This window comes from Cypionkella psychrotolerans (assembly GCF_001294535.1).
GTDB lineage: Bacteria > Pseudomonadota > Alphaproteobacteria > Rhodobacterales > Rhodobacteraceae > Cypionkella > Cypionkella psychrotolerans.
This window is the reverse complement of sequence record NZ_LGIC01000082.1, coordinates 1-15,625: the sequence shown is the minus strand read 5'-3', so window position 1 is coordinate 15,625 and position 15,625 is coordinate 1. Positions and strand designations below refer to the sequence as shown.

24 protein-coding genes are annotated in these 15,625 nt (G+C 59.0%); 4 read left to right on the top strand and 20 right to left on the bottom strand.

The features are described from left to right. Window positions 1-97 precede the first annotated feature (97 nt). From AKV04_RS18375 to AKV04_RS18295, 18 genes are read right to left on the bottom strand one after another with little or no spacing between them, the layout of a single operon-like run. Window positions 98-484, bottom strand: coding sequence for a hypothetical protein (locus AKV04_RS18375; protein WP_082351732.1), 387 nt, complete (start codon window positions 482-484; stop codon window positions 98-100). Next, window positions 481-1,119, bottom strand: coding sequence for an MT-A70 family methyltransferase (locus AKV04_RS18370; protein WP_082351731.1), 639 nt, complete (start codon window positions 1,117-1,119; stop codon window positions 481-483). Before AKV04_RS18370 ends, AKV04_RS18375 begins: the two co-directional genes overlap by 4 nt. Then, a complete protein-coding gene (locus AKV04_RS18365) occupies window positions 1,116-1,346 on the bottom strand; it encodes a hypothetical protein (protein WP_156317659.1) in 231 nt (76 codons plus the stop codon). The genes AKV04_RS18370 and AKV04_RS18365 overlap by 4 nt, the downstream gene beginning before the upstream one ends. Further along, the gene (locus AKV04_RS18360) at window positions 1,343-1,786 is read right to left on the bottom strand and encodes a regulatory protein GemA (RefSeq protein WP_054007866.1); all 444 of its coding nucleotides are present in this window, start codon (window positions 1,784-1,786) and stop codon (window positions 1,343-1,345) included. The genes AKV04_RS18365 and AKV04_RS18360 overlap by 4 nt, the downstream gene beginning before the upstream one ends. Further along, window positions 1,786-2,022 (bottom strand): hypothetical protein, encoded by a 237-nt coding sequence (locus AKV04_RS18355; RefSeq protein ID WP_054007865.1) that lies wholly within the window; start codon window positions 2,020-2,022, stop codon window positions 1,786-1,788. The genes AKV04_RS18360 and AKV04_RS18355 overlap by 1 nt, the downstream gene beginning before the upstream one ends. 2 nt (window positions 2,023-2,024) lie before the next feature. Then, window positions 2,025-2,306, bottom strand: coding sequence for a hypothetical protein (locus tag AKV04_RS18350; RefSeq protein ID WP_054007864.1), 282 nt, complete (start codon window positions 2,304-2,306; stop codon window positions 2,025-2,027). 4 nt (window positions 2,307-2,310) lie between these two features. Continuing rightward, window positions 2,311-2,961: a DUF3164 family protein gene (locus AKV04_RS18345; RefSeq protein ID WP_054007863.1), complete on the bottom strand. Its 651-nt coding sequence runs from the start codon at window positions 2,959-2,961 to the stop codon at window positions 2,311-2,313. Then, a complete protein-coding gene (locus AKV04_RS18340) occupies window positions 2,962-3,180 on the bottom strand; it encodes a hypothetical protein (RefSeq protein ID WP_156317658.1) in 219 nt (72 codons plus the stop codon). Continuing rightward, entirely contained in the window at window positions 3,177-3,407 is a 231-nt protein-coding gene (locus AKV04_RS18335) for a transcriptional regulator (protein WP_054007861.1), read from the bottom strand. Before AKV04_RS18335 ends, AKV04_RS18340 begins: the two co-directional genes overlap by 4 nt. Further along, entirely contained in the window at window positions 3,404-3,775 is a 372-nt protein-coding gene (locus AKV04_RS18330) for a hypothetical protein (RefSeq protein WP_156317656.1), read from the bottom strand. The genes AKV04_RS18335 and AKV04_RS18330 overlap by 4 nt, the downstream gene beginning before the upstream one ends. Then, complete coding sequence (locus AKV04_RS18325) at window positions 3,772-4,320, bottom strand: hypothetical protein (protein WP_054007859.1); 549 nt, start codon at window positions 4,318-4,320, stop codon at window positions 3,772-3,774. The genes AKV04_RS18330 and AKV04_RS18325 overlap by 4 nt, the downstream gene beginning before the upstream one ends. Continuing rightward, complete coding sequence (locus AKV04_RS18320; protein ID WP_054007858.1) at window positions 4,317-5,102, bottom strand: AAA family ATPase; 786 nt, start codon at window positions 5,100-5,102, stop codon at window positions 4,317-4,319. Before AKV04_RS18320 ends, AKV04_RS18325 begins: the two co-directional genes overlap by 4 nt. Before the next feature lie 58 nt (window positions 5,103-5,160). Beyond that, a complete protein-coding gene (locus AKV04_RS18315; RefSeq protein WP_054007857.1) occupies window positions 5,161-7,326 on the bottom strand; it encodes a transposase domain-containing protein in 2,166 nt (721 codons plus the stop codon). Next, a complete protein-coding gene (locus tag AKV04_RS18310; RefSeq protein ID WP_054007856.1) occupies window positions 7,326-8,216 on the bottom strand; it encodes a ParB N-terminal domain-containing protein in 891 nt (296 codons plus the stop codon). The genes AKV04_RS18315 and AKV04_RS18310 overlap by 1 nt, the downstream gene beginning before the upstream one ends. A gap of 45 nt (window positions 8,217-8,261) precedes the next feature. Then, window positions 8,262-8,579, bottom strand: coding sequence for a hypothetical protein (locus AKV04_RS18305; RefSeq protein ID WP_054007855.1), 318 nt, complete (start codon window positions 8,577-8,579; stop codon window positions 8,262-8,264). Continuing rightward, window positions 8,579-8,803, bottom strand: a complete 225-nt coding sequence (locus tag AKV04_RS18300) for a hypothetical protein (RefSeq protein ID WP_054007854.1) — start codon at window positions 8,801-8,803, stop codon at window positions 8,579-8,581. Before AKV04_RS18300 ends, AKV04_RS18305 begins: the two co-directional genes overlap by 1 nt. Then, window positions 8,800-8,928 carry a hypothetical protein gene (locus AKV04_RS27610; protein ID WP_268871809.1) on the bottom strand — a complete coding sequence of 43 codons (129 nt, stop codon included), beginning with the start codon at window positions 8,926-8,928 and terminating at the stop codon, window positions 8,800-8,802. The genes AKV04_RS18300 and AKV04_RS27610 overlap by 4 nt, the downstream gene beginning before the upstream one ends. Then, window positions 8,928-9,179 carry a hypothetical protein gene (locus AKV04_RS18295; protein WP_054007853.1) on the bottom strand — a complete coding sequence of 84 codons (252 nt, stop codon included), beginning with the start codon at window positions 9,177-9,179 and terminating at the stop codon, window positions 8,928-8,930. The genes AKV04_RS27610 and AKV04_RS18295 overlap by 1 nt, the downstream gene beginning before the upstream one ends. 116 nt (window positions 9,180-9,295) lie before the next feature. Here AKV04_RS18295 and AKV04_RS18290 point away from each other — a divergent pair, with 116 nt between their 5' ends. Together AKV04_RS18290 and AKV04_RS18285 are read left to right on the top strand one after the other, a co-directional pair. Then, the gene (locus AKV04_RS18290; RefSeq protein ID WP_054007852.1) at window positions 9,296-9,940 is read left to right on the top strand and encodes a helix-turn-helix domain-containing protein; all 645 of its coding nucleotides are present in this window, start codon (window positions 9,296-9,298) and stop codon (window positions 9,938-9,940) included. 77 nt (window positions 9,941-10,017) lie between these two features. Beyond that, the gene (locus AKV04_RS18285) at window positions 10,018-10,422 is read left to right on the top strand and encodes a hypothetical protein (protein ID WP_054007851.1); all 405 of its coding nucleotides are present in this window, start codon (window positions 10,018-10,020) and stop codon (window positions 10,420-10,422) included. 4 nt (window positions 10,423-10,426) lie between these two features. Here AKV04_RS18285 and AKV04_RS18280 read toward each other — a convergent pair whose 3' ends face one another. Beyond that, window positions 10,427-10,741, bottom strand: coding sequence for a hypothetical protein (locus tag AKV04_RS18280; RefSeq protein ID WP_054007850.1), 315 nt, complete (start codon window positions 10,739-10,741; stop codon window positions 10,427-10,429). Window positions 10,742-10,842: 101 nt separating this feature from the next. Between AKV04_RS18280 and AKV04_RS18275 the strand changes: the two genes are divergently transcribed. Beyond that, a complete protein-coding gene (locus AKV04_RS18275; RefSeq protein WP_235815703.1) occupies window positions 10,843-12,021 on the top strand; it encodes a DNA polymerase Y family protein in 1,179 nt (392 codons plus the stop codon). Between the two features lie 950 nt (window positions 12,022-12,971). Continuing rightward, window positions 12,972-14,369, top strand: coding sequence for a calcium-binding protein (locus AKV04_RS18270; protein WP_054007848.1), 1,398 nt, complete (start codon window positions 12,972-12,974; stop codon window positions 14,367-14,369). 918 nt (window positions 14,370-15,287) lie between these two features. Here the strand turns inward: AKV04_RS18270 and AKV04_RS18260 are convergent. Continuing rightward, the coding region (locus tag AKV04_RS18260; protein ID WP_202905657.1) for a DNA adenine methylase at window positions 15,288-15,625 on the bottom strand (338 nt) is incomplete at its 5' end.

The window sequence follows — 15,625 nt, the reverse complement described above, 5'->3', positions numbered from 1 at the left end:
GAGATGACCCCCGGAATTTGGCCGGGGTGCTGCCCCGATGATGGGGACATCATGCAATGCAACCGGGGGTGAATTCCCCCCGCAACGGTGTGCGGGGTCAGAGCAGTTTAAGCTGCCGCATTTGAGTCATATCGGGCATCGGGCGCTCGTCCTTGCCCGCAAGCCAGCGGCGAACGGATACATCGGTGGCATGCAGTTTTCGGGCGATTGCGGTGTTGGACATATCCTCGACCACCGAGAAATACTGCGCCAACCACGGCTTTGCATTTGGCACCCGGCGCTGAAGAATAATGCGCTGCGCATGATCACAAAGCGCCTGCGCCGCTTCCATGCCCAGCACCTTGACCAGTTCGGACTTGGCAGAGGGCGTCTGCGGAATATAGAGTTCGGTCCCGCCAAAGTGCAGCAAGAACTTCACCGCCAGCTCGAATCCGAGGGCGGTGATGTAAGGTTCCACATGTGCTGGCGGGCGCGGATGGTTCACGGACCTGCCTCCACGAACTTCTCGGATTCATCGCCCCAAACCGTCCAGCCCTTGCGCGGTTGGCGGCTAAACAACTCGCATCTTTGGGCGTTCGGCATCAACTTCTCAGCTTCACGGAAGCACTCATCCGGCTTTCGGCTGTGCTGGCGGGCGAGACCGAAGATCGTGTTGCGAACAGACCGCGTCGTCTTGGGTGCGCCGCGTGTGGCGATCAGGAAAGGCTCACCCGCATTGCGCAAAATGTAGCCGGTGCCAAAGGTCTGCTTGCCGTTTTTGGTCTGTTTGACCCACTGGCCTTGCGTCTTGTAGGTGAAGCCCCAAGCCGAGATCAGCTCGAGCGCCTGCGGCAACATTGGCCCGACCGCCCAGAACCACATCAGGCAATCGCGCGCAGCCAATATCTCGACCGGCATCGCTTTGCCTTCCTCGATCGACATCGTCTTGTATTGTGCCTGCGGTGATTTCTCGCAGCCGAGTTCCGAGCGCATTTCGTACTGCCACGGAAAATCAACCATGATCAGGTCAAAGCCGCCAGCCGGGCGCAGAGCGTGAAACTGGCCGATCAGCGCAGGCGCCACAGGGCAAGGCGCAGCCGCCTGTCCCGTTTGCCCAAACAGATCCGGCGAGAGATTCATGCGGCACCCCGAATGCTCATGAAGACAGAGCCGCGCGACATTCCGGTGAGATCGTCCACCAGCTGCACATCAATTTCATCTGCGTTAGAGTTGCGCAGCCGCTTTGCAAGCTGTTCGAGCGCGTCGGCAAAGGCCATCTTCGCCTCAAGGCGCGTCGTAATGTCCTCATCAAAAGTGCATGCCCGCAGCGTAACCCGCAGCTCGGCGTTGATCTCTGGCCCACTCACAGCTTGATCCCCGCGCGCAAGCACATCGCCTTCAGCGCCTCAATGACCGTGGCGATCTGTTTCCAGTCGCGCAGACCGTCGATGTCGAAAGGCACAGCGCCCCATGCCTTCTCGAACCGCGCACGGATGAAGGCGTTCAGGCCAGCAGCCCCCGGCAGATCGACCACGCCGGCCTTCACCAGCTTGCCCCACAGCACATGGCAGAACCGGATATCGCCGCGCGTGGCGGGGCGGCGGTGTGTGCGACTGTCCTTGCTGGCCTGCGGCTTAAACCCCTTGGCTTTCAGCGCCTCCAGCACCGCCAGATGCTCGGCGGGCGACATGGCCGTCAGGCTCTCCTTTCCCGTCACCAGAAGCTGCAAATCGCGCCGGGTGTCGTTGTCCATGCCGAGATCACGGCATGCGACATGGATGGTTTTCAGCGTGGTGTTAGCGGTCATCACAGTGGCTCCGGTTTAGGCAAAGCCAGCATCTTCGGCTTTTTCGCGGCCTCGCGCTTTACAACGACCGCCTGCTTTTGCTGTTCCTGCAGACGCGCCAGTGATCCGAGGAAGAAGCCCAGATCGTCCAAGTCATCGGTTTCCACCTCAATCTTGATAGTTGCCTTTGTGCCCCGGCTGGCAGAGCTGAATGCTTTGAGGCGGAATGAACCTTCGGGGTCAAGATAAAGGCCCATCGCTATACCTGCCCCGCAACTAGGACTTTGGGCATCGAAGCCGAATGGACGGCCAGCGCCGTCAAAAGTCCTATGGCATCTGCCGACGCGCACATCTCGGCCAGCATCAAGGCACGGTGATGAATTTCGGCGTGGAATTCCGATTCCACGTCCACCAAATACTCAACCTCGGTCGCTGTGGCTGTCCCATCGGCATCGGCAGCTACGCGCTTCAACCCTTCCCCGAGCGCTGCCAGCACGGCGGCGTGAACGCGAATTCTCTGAAAAATGCTTTTCGGGTCCATCGCGCTACGCCTTTGCAAGATCGAGGGTGACGGCCTGCCACGGCGCATCGTGTCGCTCGCGGCGGTAGTAGCGCACATAGGTGGTGGAGCCTTCAACGCGCATGGCGTCGCGGATCGCATCCATCGCGCGCACCCAACGCGGATCGGTGATGTCGAGCCGCAACAGCATGAAGATTTCCGAGCGGTTGATCTGCCCCGCCTTGTCGGTATTGAAAGCGCGGGTGACAATCGCGCGGATTTCGTCGCGGGCGCCCTCGGCCCACTCGTTCAGGCACTCATCCGTCAACTGCTTGGCGATCTGCAACTCAGGGCCAAAGACGATGTTGTCGGCGACCTGAATGCTCATCTTGAACAGCCCGTCATGGGTCATCAGGGTTTTATTGCCCTTCTTGCCGCCGATGGTCGCGCCGTATTGCTGAGCAAGCAGCGCTTCGAAATTGCCGACATTCTCAAAGGTGTGTCCTTTGAAGCGGGCGATCTGGTCCGAAAGTGCTGTGGCAAAGCCCAGTTCGCGGCGCACCATCTCGTCTTCCAGAAGGTGCTGCGGCTTGACCAAAGACACCGGCGTCCAGCCGCCTTTGGCATCGGCGATCTCTTCGGTACCGTTGACGACGCGCCGACCGTTAGGGATTTCGGCAGGAGTAAAAGCGGACATTTAAGCCTCCTTTGAAGGGGTGAGAAAATAAGCGGGCGGTGGGTCTTCGCCCGGCAGCGTCGGCACAAGGCCAAGGGTCGCGAGTACCAGCGCCATGGCTTCGCACTCGTTGACCGACGGGTTGGTAACGCCGCGACGGCCGTGCTGGTCGATTTTGCCCAGAGCGCATGAGGCGCGCTTCAAAAGCTCGGACATGGGGAGGAGGGCTGCATCGCTCATGCTTTGCCCGCCCCCGTGGCCAACCAAGAGAATGAACAGCGCAAACCTGTCGCCAAAGACAACAAGGCCACACCACCCGGCATGGTTTTGCCGTAGAGGTAATCCTCAAAGCTGCACTTCGATAACTCGCAGGAGCTGGCGGCAGCCGCGACGGTCAGGCCGTGGCGTTCCACCTGAAGGCGGATGCGGCGCGAGACGCCCTTGGCGGTGGGTATTTCATGCTTCATTCTGAAACCTCCGTGAAACGCGGGCAGCGGCGGCAAGCGCGGAACATCCGGGTGCGCGTGGGATTGCCGACCTGAAAATCCTTCGCCATCAGCCGCCAGTCCTGGCACTGGTTGACCGGAAGCGCGCCAAGGCTCGGGCATTGTACTTTTCCATTCAGAAGCACGCCGCGTACCCGCTCTTCGATCGGGTCGGTGGAGGCGGGGTATTTGTTGTTGATCAGCTGACTGATCATGCCGCCAGTGCGGCCCAAGCGGGTTGCAACTTTGGCTTGGCTCGTGACGGTGCAGGCAATGGCCAGCGCCTCGATCCAGTCAGGCATCGGCGCTGGCCAAGCGGCGCGAGCCAGATCCATCGCTGTGGGTTTCATTGCCCGTCCTCCGTCAAGGGAAGGACTGTTCCTCGGTTGTCATCGACAATGCAGACGATGCGCCGCTTGCGCGGTGCCCGAGGGCCAGTGGCTTGGATCAGCTTGTAAACCGCTTCCTTCTTGCCGATTTGTGCCTTGCTGATAACGCGCAGATATCCAGCTGCCAGCAGAGTTCGGCAGTACGACCGCGCCTCTTCTATCGTCACCGCGATGGAGCAGTGCGCCTTCAAATCGACCGGGCCGAACGCACAGGTTTTGCGCATAATCGTCCACATCTGATCGAAAGCATCACCGATATTTGCTATGGGCTTTTCCTCAAACTCGGGGACGATTTCGAATATCGCGCGCGGATGGCCCTGCTTTCCGCCAGCGATCTGGCGGACGCGCCCTTCGCTTTCCCAAGCCCTGATAAGGGCCGCGACCTTCTTCTGGTCGTAGGAGATGTCGATTGAGATTTCAGCGGCACCAAACTGCTGCCGACGCACAGCTGACGTCCACGCTGCCTCGCACTTCTCTCTGGTTCGGACGGTGCTGCCGTGCGTCATGCCACTGACCTCCGACGAACTTGCGCGAGCCCTTCACCCTGCGCCAACCCGCGACGCGGCATCGGAGCGTCGCCGCTGTGAAACGGCTTGCCGCCCCATTCCGCCAAACTCATGCGTGACACGCCCTTCATGGCGCAGGTGGTTGCGACGTTGGCGAGGTTGGTCGAGACGTTGCGGATTGATCCGCGCGAGGCGGCAAGAAGCGCCGCCTTCAAATCCGGACCGAGCGTCAGGCGCGGCGCGTAAATCGGCGCCAGCAAATCGACGTCCTGAAGCGTGGCTTCTTCCGCCGCCACCCATGACAGCACCCGGCTGGAGACCCGCTCCCACCGGCGCAGCTGCTGCGGCAAAGACTCCTCACCCATCAAGATCACAGGCACCTGCGTCTGATCATGCAAATGCCGCACCGCCTCGATCATCTTGTCGCTCAGGATTTGATCGGCCTCGTCGATGATCAGCGGGCGATCTGTGATGCTCAGCTGGTAGGCAGCTTGATCAAATAAGCCCGACACCGTGCGGGCTGGTTTCACCCGCAGCTCCACGACGATCATCTCCAAAAGCTTCTTGGTGCCGCCGAATGGCAAGGCTTGGATATGACAGGCGTTGAATTTGTTGGTGCCGAAGATACCCGCCGTGCTTTTGCCCAAACCCGCAGGCCCGTAAAAGCAGCCCATGCCGGGAAGCCCCGGCGCGCGGTTCTGCAGCATGATCACCATCTGCGCAAACCGGCTGACATTGGCCAGTGCGGCTACGTTATTGATCGGCTGGTGTTCGTCTGACATAGTGGTCTCCTGCGTTGTTACCGCCGCCGTTGGGTCTGCTCACCCACGGCGGCTTCTTTCATCCAAAAATTGCATCGCCCTGCATTTCCCAAAGCATCCGCTCGGCGGCATAGGCGGGATGGGCCTGATAGGCGGTCAGCCAGCGTTGCTGATCCTTCGTGATCCGCTTGCCCGCTTCCAAACTGCGCTCCAGCTGCAGCGCCTCGCGGAACAACTCGCGGGCATCATCGCTTTTGTCAGGGGTGGAGGCGGTGGCACCTTGACGTGCGGCAAAATCGGCCACGATCACGGCCTGACCTGCCCGCACTTCTTCCTCGGAAAACGCAGGGACGGGGCGCGAAGCAGCAAGCAGACCTTTGCCCTTGCCGAACACTGGCTTGACCACTTTCGACTCGCGCGGTGCTACCTCGACAGGCGCAATCGCATCCATCATGTTGCCAAGCTCTGCCGCCGACAGCTTCTTATGCGCCGCCGACAGTTGCTTCTCAGCCTTCACAAAATCCTTCAGTGCCCGCGCATGCAGCCGCGCTTCATCCGCGTCAAAGAAGCCCTTGGCCTGCCGGATTGGCGCGTGACCCAGATAGGCTTCGTCATGGCTGTAAATGTGCAAGCCAGCCAAGAAATCGGCTGGATCAAAGCGGGCAATGACGCGTTGCCCAGCAATATCTTGCATCCAAGCTTCCCAAAACTCATTGCCTTGGAACCAGACAGCCCCGCTGTTGCGATCAGCCGTAATGCCCTCGGCTCCGAGCAACCAAAGGCGGCGCTGCGCTTCGGTGGCCTTCTTGATGGGAGCCCTTGCATAGCTTTCGTCGAAAACTTCGACAAAACTGCGCCCGAAGGCCACCGCCGAGCGACGACCCTGCCGCGCATTGTGCTCGGCAATACGCTCGCCCAACACCTTCAGAAAATACTCCAGCTCTATGGCCTTGCTGCCATAGTCCTCGGGCTTGGCGAGCGGTGTGTTGCCGGTATACGCCCCGTCAAACCGCACATCCTTGGCGATGCTGCTGCACATGTCGCGGAAGGCCCGCTCGATCGGCTTGGCCTGACCATGATAGGGCGTGGCCCAATGGATTTTGCAGCCAAGCTTGCCGAACAACCCTTGCGGATCATCCTCTTTGATCTTGAAGCGGAAGCGGGTGGATGCGCCACCCGTCAGGCTCTTGGCCGCGAATTCGCGCCCGTTGTCAAACAGCACATGTTCAGGGATGCCGTAAGTCTCGATCATATCCCCGGCGCAGAGTTGCACCGCGGTGCTGTTCGGGGTCTGATCCACCCGCCAAGCCAAGATGCGGCCCGAATATATATCCTGAAAACACACCATTTGCGGGCGGGTGATGATGCCCGGCTCGTTTTGTCCAAAAGCCGCTGGCCAGCGCACAAACACGTCGAACTTGTGGAAGTCAGCGTTGACCGCCTCCATCGCCGACATCGCGGTTTTGTCGCGCACCTGCGGCGGATAGAGCCGTTTCAAAGCTTCTACACCTTCGCGGCAAAGCACCTGCTGCAGTTTGCTCACCGCCTTGTCGAGGTGCCTGCGCATGGTGCGCTCGGGCAGCACTGACCAGCCTTTGGCGCGGGCAATTTTCACGGAGTCGCGGTAGCAGTCAGAGAATGTCGGGCCAGTGAACCGCAGGTACATGCTTTTCAGCACATCGACAAAATCGGGATCGCATTCCTTAGCCCGCGCGCGGTCTGCCTGTGCGCGATTGCGCGGCGCAAGATATGGCAGGCGGTCATCTGACCGAACACCCGAAATCATCGCAAACCACGACGCAATGGTCCGCGCACCATTGCCAGATGTACGCGCAACCGTGGCGATTGCCAGATGCCGCCCCTGCAAGGATACCGCCTCCAGCGCCTCAACCGTGGCGATGGTTTTCAACCGGGCTTCGGCCTTGGCCTTCACCGAAGCGGGCAGCTTTTCATACCAAGCCCAAGCCTCATCCCGGCCCATCTTGACAGGCACCGGGGCCGCGACGCCCACAGACGCTTCGGTCAACAGCTTGCGCCGTGCGCGTTCGGGCAACAGCTGCCAGTTATACTCCCAGCCGCCCCCACGCCCCTCGCGGCGACGGGCATGATCGACGTTCGCCCGCCATTGCGCGCGCTTGATTGTCGCCTCTATGCCCTGCCGTGATCCCGGCAGATCGGGCAGACCAGCGGCGGCGAGTTCCTCCGCCGTCCACCATTCCTGCAAGGGGGTCAGGGCGTTGGCCATCAGAATGCGTCCTCACCGTCGGCCAAGGTGACGGTGGATTGCGGCGCATTCAGGATGTCGTAAAGATCGCTCTGCACCTCATCGACAAACCGCCGCTTCGCTGCCTTTGGCGCGCGCGCCCACAACGCCATCAGCGCTTTATAGGCGTCTTCAACGGGGTCTTTAACGATGGGTTGAATGCCCTTCGACTGCGCCGCGAATGCCGCCCGTGCATGGGCCGCTGACTTCGCAGAACCCGCCGCAAGCGCAGAGACCACATAGCTATGCTCGCCCTGAAATGACGACTTGGCGATCACCTGCAAATCCGCCAGCGTCACAGGTTTGGGCGCATCGCGCAGCTGCTGCAGATCGGCCCGGTTCAGTCGCGATCCAGCCGAGATCATCCGCCGCACATGGCGATCCGTCATGCCAAACTTCTCGGCAGTAGCAGCGGCGAAGCTGGTGACGGACATCATGTCCGCCACCACATTTCCAGTGTGCTGATTGCCCTTAAACACGCCCGCCGCAGACTCCGGGTGCAGCTTCTCGTAAACCTTCTTGCGCTCGGCCAGAAACACAGCTGTGTCGAGCGCGTTCATCTCGGCTCCAGCAAGGTTGTCATCAACCTCCATCAGCCGCGCCCAATCGTCGGTCACATCGGTCCAGATTTGGGCGGCGATCTCGGTCCATTCCAGCCGCCGCGCGGCCTCCAGCCGATGCCCACCCGCAATCAACACCAGCCGCCCGGTCTTCAACTGCCGCAGATGGATCGGGTCTTTCATCACGCCAAGCTCGGTGATCGACGCGATCAGGCTGTTGATCCCGGCCTCTGATACCGGGCGGAGCCGATCTTCAACGTCGATCAGATTGATCGCCACCGTGTCGCGTTTCATCAGGGTCGGGGATTTCATTACTGGGCCTTTGTGATGGGGAATGGTGCGCGGCGGATCATCTGTTCACCCACGGCTGTTCGGGCGGATGACGCGATAGGCGCTGGTGTCAGCACCCGCCGCATTGGCACGGCAGGAATTGCACATGCGATGGTGGAAGCCCTCGCTTTGGAACTCTGCGCGGCAACGCATGCAGGCCCGAATTCTCGGGCGCTTCGACTTCGCAACCTTGCCCAAATGGATCGCAAGCCAGATCTCGCCCTCGGCCCGAGATTTGAACAAAGGCGAGGTTTCAGTGACGCCGATTGCGTGAAAATCCTTAGCACCGCAGCGCTCAATGCGCGGCCCACGCGGACGGGGAACGGAAAGCAACAACTCGCCCATCACACCCGCCCCCGCTTCGCCAGAAAGTTGGAAATCCGGCCCGTCAGGCCCGTCTCCATCATCTGATCCAGCCGCTCAAAGATCGCATTCAGCGCGCGGCTATATTCCACGGTAGCGGCATCGCGGATGGATTGCGCCACGCTGATATCGCGCATCCCGCGCTGCGCCACCTGTGCGCGCCGCAGATGACCGATCAGGTCGACCCATGCAAGCGGAGCGCTCATTTCAGGCCCAACCCGGCACCGATAAACAGGCCCATAAACAGCAGGGAAAACAGGCTGACGGCACCGATCAGATCGCCAACCCAGTGGTCATTCAGCCGCGCCATAGCGCGCAACAAACGGGCCATCATGCGGCCTCCTTCTTTTTGCGGGGGGGACGTGGAATGTCACGCGGCCACTCAAGGTCGCGCGGCCAGTTTTCTGAAAACCACCGAAATGCGAGCACTGCCGTATCCACGGTGCAGCCTTTGCCCTCGATCATGCGGGAAAAGAGATTGGCGCGGCCAACAGCCCTCTTGGACAGCGTTGCCAAGGCCAGGTCGGTATGCACGCTGAGCGCGCCACCAAGTTGCAAAAGGTGCGTGTAAGTGTGTTCCATACGGCCACAGTATCAATTTATACCGTTACTGCAATCTAAATTTATACTGTTGGAAACAGTTTGTTGCCGATTTGGCTAACTTGTGCGACTGGCGGTTGCGGTGTAAATTTATACCGATGTTGACTAACATAGCCCTGCACGAACTACTTGAGGCCCGGCGTAAAGAGCTGGGGCTTTCGCATATGCAGTTAGGGGTGAAGGCGTTTGCGCGCGAAGACGCTTCGACCTTACACAATATAAAACGTGGCTCCTCCCCGACCTACGAGCGGCTCGGGCAGATCGTCGAGGCGATGGGGTGGGAGGTCTATATTGGACCCACGCGCAAGTCCGGCTTTTCTGAGGCAGGTGTGGATGGATTCTCAACTGCTTCTGCGCAGCAAGCCGGTTATTTGCCGATTCCGTGGTTAGATGCTGGGGCAGGTAAAGGGTCGTCACCTGTTTCGTTCCAAATCGCGTTCTTAGATCAACTCGGACTCCAAGTTGAGCGGTTGAGGGCGATCAAGCCAGACGAGGTTTTTGTTGAATCTGGACTCGGCAAGGGCTTCGTGGCGATTATTGATCCTCTCGCCCCTCGAAAGGGTATGGCTATGTGGGCTCACCGATTAAACGGCAAGACCACGGTCTCAATGGTCGCCTTCGACCCTCCCGCAGCGATGATTATGCCCCTTACGAATACTCATGCTCCAAAACTGATTAGCGAAATATCCAGTTCCAATGTTCGTTTCTTGGGGCGGGTTGACCTGCTGGTAAGGGCAGCATGATCGGAAAGGTTGTTCGGTTGAGAATGCTAACTTAGTAACGTTCTAGCAAGTATCGGAGAGGTCTCATGAGACGAGTAATGTATGCTGCGGTCGCAATAGCTGTTGTCGCCAGCATGGCATTCGCGGCAAGAGAATTTAGCAGGACAACCCCACCCGCCGCAGCTCGTGATGATTTTGAGGGTCGGTTCAAGGCATTTGTTTCAGCCACTGCTTTTGCTCGTGAGTGCGGGACTGTTCGGGCGTTTCAACAAGAGATCGACGCGGTAACCGCCAGAGCCGCATTGGCATTTTACCCAGGCATTCTGAACTCTGGTAAACGAGCCGAATTCATATCTCAGCTTAATCACAAAGCCTCGCTGTCTGAATTCAAGCGGTCTGGCGGCTTCCTCGTCACAGACTGCGCAAAATCCTACGATGCCGCAGTTTTGTCCCTATGGCCTGTAGATTCGGCCCTAGACGATGCCGAAAAGATGAACTGGTGAGCCGTCACCTCAACCTCGCAGCCAAGCCCTTTCTGAACAACGCTGCTATATGCTCAAGCTCGCGCATCCGAAACGCCGCCTCCGGTCGATTAAGCGCCCTTGCCCAAGCATCACGCAGCTGCGCTCCCTTGGGGTGAACGGCTGCGAGGGCATTAATTGCCGCTCTCAGCGCTTGATCCAAGCGCAAATCTTCGTCGCTGGTCAGCCCGCCCGCGCGCTCTGCCAGTCGTAGCGCCTCTACAATCGCCTCATTGCCTGTGATCTGTTCCGACCAAGCGCCCCCAAAGGCGACATTCCGCAGCTGCGATTTTCGATCCACTTTTGCCCCCTTGCTGATAGGAACAAAAGTAGAACATAAAGGGGGTCAATTCCATCCACGAGGTCTAGGGCATGGGGCCATATCGCACGCTATATCTCGATATGAACAGCTTCTTCGCGTCAGTCGAGCAGCAGCTGGACCCGCAGATTCGCGGCAAGCCAGTTGCGATTACGGCGATGGAGGGCATGCACGGGTCATGCGTGGCAGCCAGCTACGAGGCCAAAGCTTTCGGCGTCAAAACCGGAACAAGCGTTCGCGATGCGAAACGGCTCTGCCCCGGCATCGTGTTTTTACCTAGCCGCCACCGCCTATACGTCCGCTACAATCTCAGGGTAGCCGAAGTTCTGGATCGTTATGCTGAACTAGAGCGCATCCGATCAGTCGACGAGTTTCAGTTGGGCCTGTCTGGCGTGACGACCAGTCTTGAAGGTGCATTCGATCTGGTCCGCATACTTAAGACCAAAGTTGCCGAAGAGGTTGGTGAATGCCTACGGTTTTCGGCGGGTATCGGGCCAAATCACCTGCTGGCAAAGATCGCTGGTAAGCTTGAAAAACCTGATGGATGCCAGTGGCTTGGCCCTGACAATATGCCAGAGAGAATTGCTCACCTCGCTCTTGATGATCTGCCGGGCATTTCAAAGGCGATGCGAGGCAGGCTCGAGGCGGCAGGCGTGAACGATATGCTGGCGCTCTGCCGCCTAGATCCGCGTCACGCCCGCGTCATCTGGAATAGTGTCGAGGGCGAAAGGTTTGTCAGATCATTACAGGGTGAGGCGATCACTCTAACCGAGACCCAAAAGGGCGGTTTTGGCAACTCGAAGATTCTCGCCCCCGAGTTCCGTAACCCGCAGTCAGCATATCTGGTATCTCGATGGCTGGTCGAAAAAGCTACAGCCCGAATGCGTAGGGATGGTTGGGTAGCAGGTTCTTACAGCCTGCAAATCTCTATACATAACGGGCCGGGTTGGCACCGCACCATGACCTGCCCTCAAAGTCAGGACACTGCATATTTTCATCGAATCAATCGCGCCATGTGGCGTCACCTATGGCGCAAAGGCATTCTGAAATTGGGCCCGATAATGGCGATTGGTGTTAACTTAGGGCATGTAGAACGATTGGATCGGCGCAACGGCGACTTTCTGCGTGGACTAAGATCGGGTCAGCAAACTCGTGGCGAACGGATTGCCACTGCCGTCGATTTCCTCAACGCTCGGCTCGGCCAAGGTACCGTAACGTGGGGGGTCAACCAACCGCATCCGGGCTTCTTTGAACGCGGATAAGTGGACGATAAATCGCGATCTGCGCGCTCTATTGGCAAAATCAGTTGCATGTTGAGCCTTCCAAGCACATGCGGTCACCGCAAGCTTATACATTCAGTTTCAGTAGCTTACCCGAACATGCAAACGCGAAAGACAACATGCAACGCCATTTGCATGTTCGGATCGCCGAAAAAGATGATTTCTACTCTTAGATCGGGCCTTAAAGGACCGTTTAACCCTTATTTTATTGCCTTTTAAACGGTACACTTCGGTCACGCGCAATTTCCCCGCCATCGCCACGATCCGCCCGATTTAGGCCCTTTTGGCGCTTTATGCCAACTTCAAGCGCCCGCCGTCCAAAGCCCCGGCGCTTCCCCTCAATCCCCTCTAATCATTGAGTAAAACCGACAGTTCCCATCATATACCAGCTGATCCCGCTTTATGCAGGGTAAGGTGTCAACACACAGCGTGACTGTGGCGTGACAGCAGAGTTGGCAGAGTTTGACAGCAGAGTTGGCAGCAGAGCGATTTTCGGGTTTTAGGCAAGCGGTCAATGGCATAACAGCTCATCTCATTTCCGATTTCCCACCTACAAGAATGTCAAAAATCAGAAAAGCATGTCGCCCCGTCCCCAGCGCCAGTCTCATTTAACGGGGGTCTTAAGCTCGGTTAAAGGGTCTTTACACCGAACCGCCGCACATGGTGCTCGTCGATACAGAGTTTCTCAGCCGTGGCTTTGGCAAACAATCTAACGGGCATCATGTCCGTTTAATCCTTAATAGTCCGCTTAGCATGTAACGAGCGAGCGCACCAAGACCTGTCATATGCTACTCTGAAAGGGCGCAGCCCGGCTGCGGGGGTGGATTACGCGTGCCATCGTCGGTGAACGCCGGCTGTTGGCACCTTGCCACCCGCCTCCGTTTGGATCTGCAGCGGTCAAAAGCCTTTATCAACAGTGCGGAGTAAAAATAATGCCCTTAATTCCTGGAACGAATGGCCCGGACACCCTCTTCGGCGGGGCAGGCAACGATACCCTCAACGGCTATGACGGCAACGATTACCTTGCCGCCGACGACGGCGATGACAGGCTATCTGGTGGGGCCGACAACGATAGCCTCTACGGCGGCGTCGGCAATGACACGCTGTCTGGCGGCACCGGCAATGACACGCTGTCTGGCGGCGTCGGCAATGACAGCCTTTCCGGCGGCACCGACAACGATTCGCTCAATGGCTGGACCGGCAATGACACGTTGTCCGGCGGGCTTGGCAACGATAACCTTTACGGCGGCGGTGGCGACGATACGGTCTATGGCGGCGACGGCAACGATACCGCCTACGGCGGCACCGGCAACGATACGGTCTACGGCGGCTTTGGCAATGACCTCCTCTCGGGCTGGGACGGCAATGACACGGTGTCTGGCGGCGATGGCAATGACACGTTGTCTGGCGGCTACGGCTTTGACACAATCTATGGCGATGCCGGCGACGATCGGATCTATGGCGGTGCCGGCAACGATACAGCCTATGGCGGTGCTGGCAATGACACGATGTCGGGCGGTATTGGCAACGATAGCCTCTACGGCGGCGCCGACAATGATACGATCTCTGGCTGGACCGGCAACGACACGTTGTCGGGCGGCATAGGCAACGATATCCTCTACGGCGGCCTCGGCAACGATACATTCTATGGCGGCGACGGCAACGATACGGCCTTCGGCGGTGCCGGCCATGATACGATCTACGCCGGCGACGGCAGTGATCGCCTTGACGGCTGGACTGGCAATGACTCGCTGTCTGGCGGCCTCGGCAACGATAGCCTCTTCGGCGGCCTCGGTTTCGACACATTGTCTGGCGGTGCCGACAACGATAGCCTCTACGGCGGTGGCGCGAACGATACCATCTATGGTGGCGACGGCAGCGACAGAGCCCTTGGTGGGTTCGGCGACGATGCAGTCTCCGGCGGCGTCGGCAACGATAGCCTCTACGGCGGCGGCGGCAACGACACGATCTCTGGCGGTGCCGGCAGCGACTTGCTGATCGGCGGTGCGGGGGCGGATGTGTACGTGTTCAACACGGCGGTCGGAATCGCGAATAGCGACACGATCAACGGCTATGTCTCGGCGGATGATAGCATCCACCTGGATGACGCGGTGTTTGCAGCATTGGCAAAGGGGGCCTTGGCGGCGGAGAATTTTGCCGCCAACCTGAGCGGACTCGCGGAGCGGGCTACCGACCACATCATCTATGAAAGCGACACCGGCAATCTCTACTATGACGCGGACGGGGCCGGCGGTGCCGCTGGCGAGGTGTTTGCCAATGTCGGGGCCGATCGGGCCGGCTTCGGTGCGGATGAGTTCCTCATCATCTGATCCAGATCGCGGCATCCCGCCGCGCTGCGACCAACACTGAAAAATGGGGCGGGCCGTCAGGCTGGCCCCATTTTTTGGGTTGCCCCACAACCGCAGCGGGCTGCGCCGTGAGTTCCCGGTTGCCAACCGCAGTGCCAGACGCGAGGGGGCGGCGTCTTGTGTGCCTTTTCTGGATCTTGACGTCCGCATGGTCAATGTAAAAGGGGGGATCGCCATGACAGAAGTTCGCCTGTCCATCACGTCGTTCACCTTTCGCTGCGCTCTGGCAAGTGCGGTTTATCAGTCGTCTGACCTTGGGCCTCAGCCGAGTTGGCGAAAAGGCGCGCCAGATCGAGGGTCCGATCCGACGCGCCTTGCACTCCGTCAGGCGGGACAGGGCACAGATTGGGAGTGCAGATGCATAACCTCAGTAGGTGCGATCTGGTTCCACAACACCAAAGTACGGTGCCTAAACACCTCCCTAAATCAACGTTTAAGTGCAGTTTACATCAACTCTGCCTTCAACATGCGCCACGCGCGCGCGGCAGCCATTGGCACCATGCCGTTACCGGCAGCAGCGGATCGGTCCAGCCAGGGGGTCGCCGCGCGAGCAATGAGCCAGAATTTGCCGATGTTTCGCGGTCTTTGTTGCAATCAAAAGGAGCGCGCGCAGAATAAATTGTCGGCATGAAAGGGGGAATCGCTATGGATGACGTTCGCCTGACCATCGCAATGTTCACAATTAACTGCGTTCTCGCCGGGGCGCTTTACCTGTTCATCATGTAAGGCCTCCGCCGAGCTGCTGCTCAGCCAAAAGGCGCGCCGAACTCGAGGGCTCGATTCGACGCGCCTTACACTCCGCCACTCACGACAGATTTGGAGTGCAGTTACATAACTTCAGCAAGTGCGATCTGGTTCCCAATCTCAGGACGACAGCTCTCAAATGCTGCCTAGGTCATAGTTCGCAATCAGTACTTCTGCCCGCTCGGGGGCAGCACCCTTTGCCGCGATGGTATAGGTGGTTTTCACCTCACGGAATCGGAAGGCTTTGAAGGTTTCGCGCACGCCGTCCACGTCGTTTAAAGACAGGATGAAACGCCCCTTTAAGCCCCCTAGAACTGTCGCCAGTTCCTCGAACCGCTCGCGGCTGAACAGCGCCTTGCCGTAGTCGCCCTCGCAGCCCCAATAGGGCGGATCGAGATAGAACAGCGTCTCAGGCCGATCCACGCGGCGGATGAAATCGGCGAAGTCCAGACAGGTCACCGTCACGCCGGAAA

Bases quoted from the DNA above. Each gene is read 5' to 3' on its own strand.
- AKV04_RS18315 (WP_054007857.1), bottom strand. From the start codon at position 7,326: ATGGCCAACGCCCTGACCCCCTTGCAGGAATGGTGGACGGCGGAGGAA.
- AKV04_RS18325 (WP_054007859.1), bottom strand. From the start codon at position 4,320: ATGACGCACGGCAGCACCGTCCGAACCAGAGAGAAGTGCGAGGCAGCG.
- AKV04_RS18295 (WP_054007853.1), bottom strand. From the start codon at position 9,179: ATGGAACACACTTACACGCACCTTTTGCAACTTGGTGGCGCGCTCAGC.
- AKV04_RS18360 (WP_054007866.1), bottom strand. From the start codon at position 1,786: ATGACCGCTAACACCACGCTGAAAACCATCCATGTCGCATGCCGTGAT.
- AKV04_RS18340 (WP_156317658.1), bottom strand. From the start codon at position 3,180: ATGAGCGATGCAGCCCTCCTCCCCATGTCCGAGCTTTTGAAGCGCGCC.
- AKV04_RS18310 (WP_054007856.1), bottom strand. From the start codon at position 8,216: ATGAAATCCCCGACCCTGATGAAACGCGACACGGTGGCGATCAATCTG.
- AKV04_RS18300 (WP_054007854.1), bottom strand. From the start codon at position 8,803: ATGAGCGCTCCGCTTGCATGGGTCGACCTGATCGGTCATCTGCGGCGC.
- AKV04_RS18330 (WP_156317656.1), bottom strand. From the start codon at position 3,775: ATGAAACCCACAGCGATGGATCTGGCTCGCGCCGCTTGGCCAGCGCCG.
- AKV04_RS18335 (WP_054007861.1), bottom strand. From the start codon at position 3,407: ATGAAGCATGAAATACCCACCGCCAAGGGCGTCTCGCGCCGCATCCGC.
- AKV04_RS18285 (WP_054007851.1), top strand. From the start codon at position 10,018: ATGTATGCTGCGGTCGCAATAGCTGTTGTCGCCAGCATGGCATTCGCG.
- AKV04_RS18320 (WP_054007858.1), bottom strand. From the start codon at position 5,102: ATGTCAGACGAACACCAGCCGATCAATAACGTAGCCGCACTGGCCAAT.
- AKV04_RS18270 (WP_054007848.1), top strand. From the start codon at position 12,972: ATGCCCTTAATTCCTGGAACGAATGGCCCGGACACCCTCTTCGGCGGG.
- AKV04_RS18355 (WP_054007865.1), bottom strand. From the start codon at position 2,022: ATGGGCCTTTATCTTGACCCCGAAGGTTCATTCCGCCTCAAAGCATTC.
- AKV04_RS18350 (WP_054007864.1), bottom strand. From the start codon at position 2,306: ATGGACCCGAAAAGCATTTTTCAGAGAATTCGCGTTCACGCCGCCGTG.
- AKV04_RS18345 (WP_054007863.1), bottom strand. From the start codon at position 2,961: ATGTCCGCTTTTACTCCTGCCGAAATCCCTAACGGTCGGCGCGTCGTC.
- AKV04_RS18290 (WP_054007852.1), top strand. From the start codon at position 9,296: ATGTTGACTAACATAGCCCTGCACGAACTACTTGAGGCCCGGCGTAAA.
- AKV04_RS27610 (WP_268871809.1), bottom strand. From the start codon at position 8,928: ATGGCCCGTTTGTTGCGCGCTATGGCGCGGCTGAATGACCACTGGGTT.
- AKV04_RS18305 (WP_054007855.1), bottom strand. From the start codon at position 8,579: ATGGGCGAGTTGTTGCTTTCCGTTCCCCGTCCGCGTGGGCCGCGCATT.
- AKV04_RS18370 (WP_082351731.1), bottom strand. From the start codon at position 1,119: ATGAATCTCTCGCCGGATCTGTTTGGGCAAACGGGACAGGCGGCTGCG.
- AKV04_RS18275 (WP_235815703.1), top strand. From the start codon at position 10,843: ATGAACAGCTTCTTCGCGTCAGTCGAGCAGCAGCTGGACCCGCAGATT.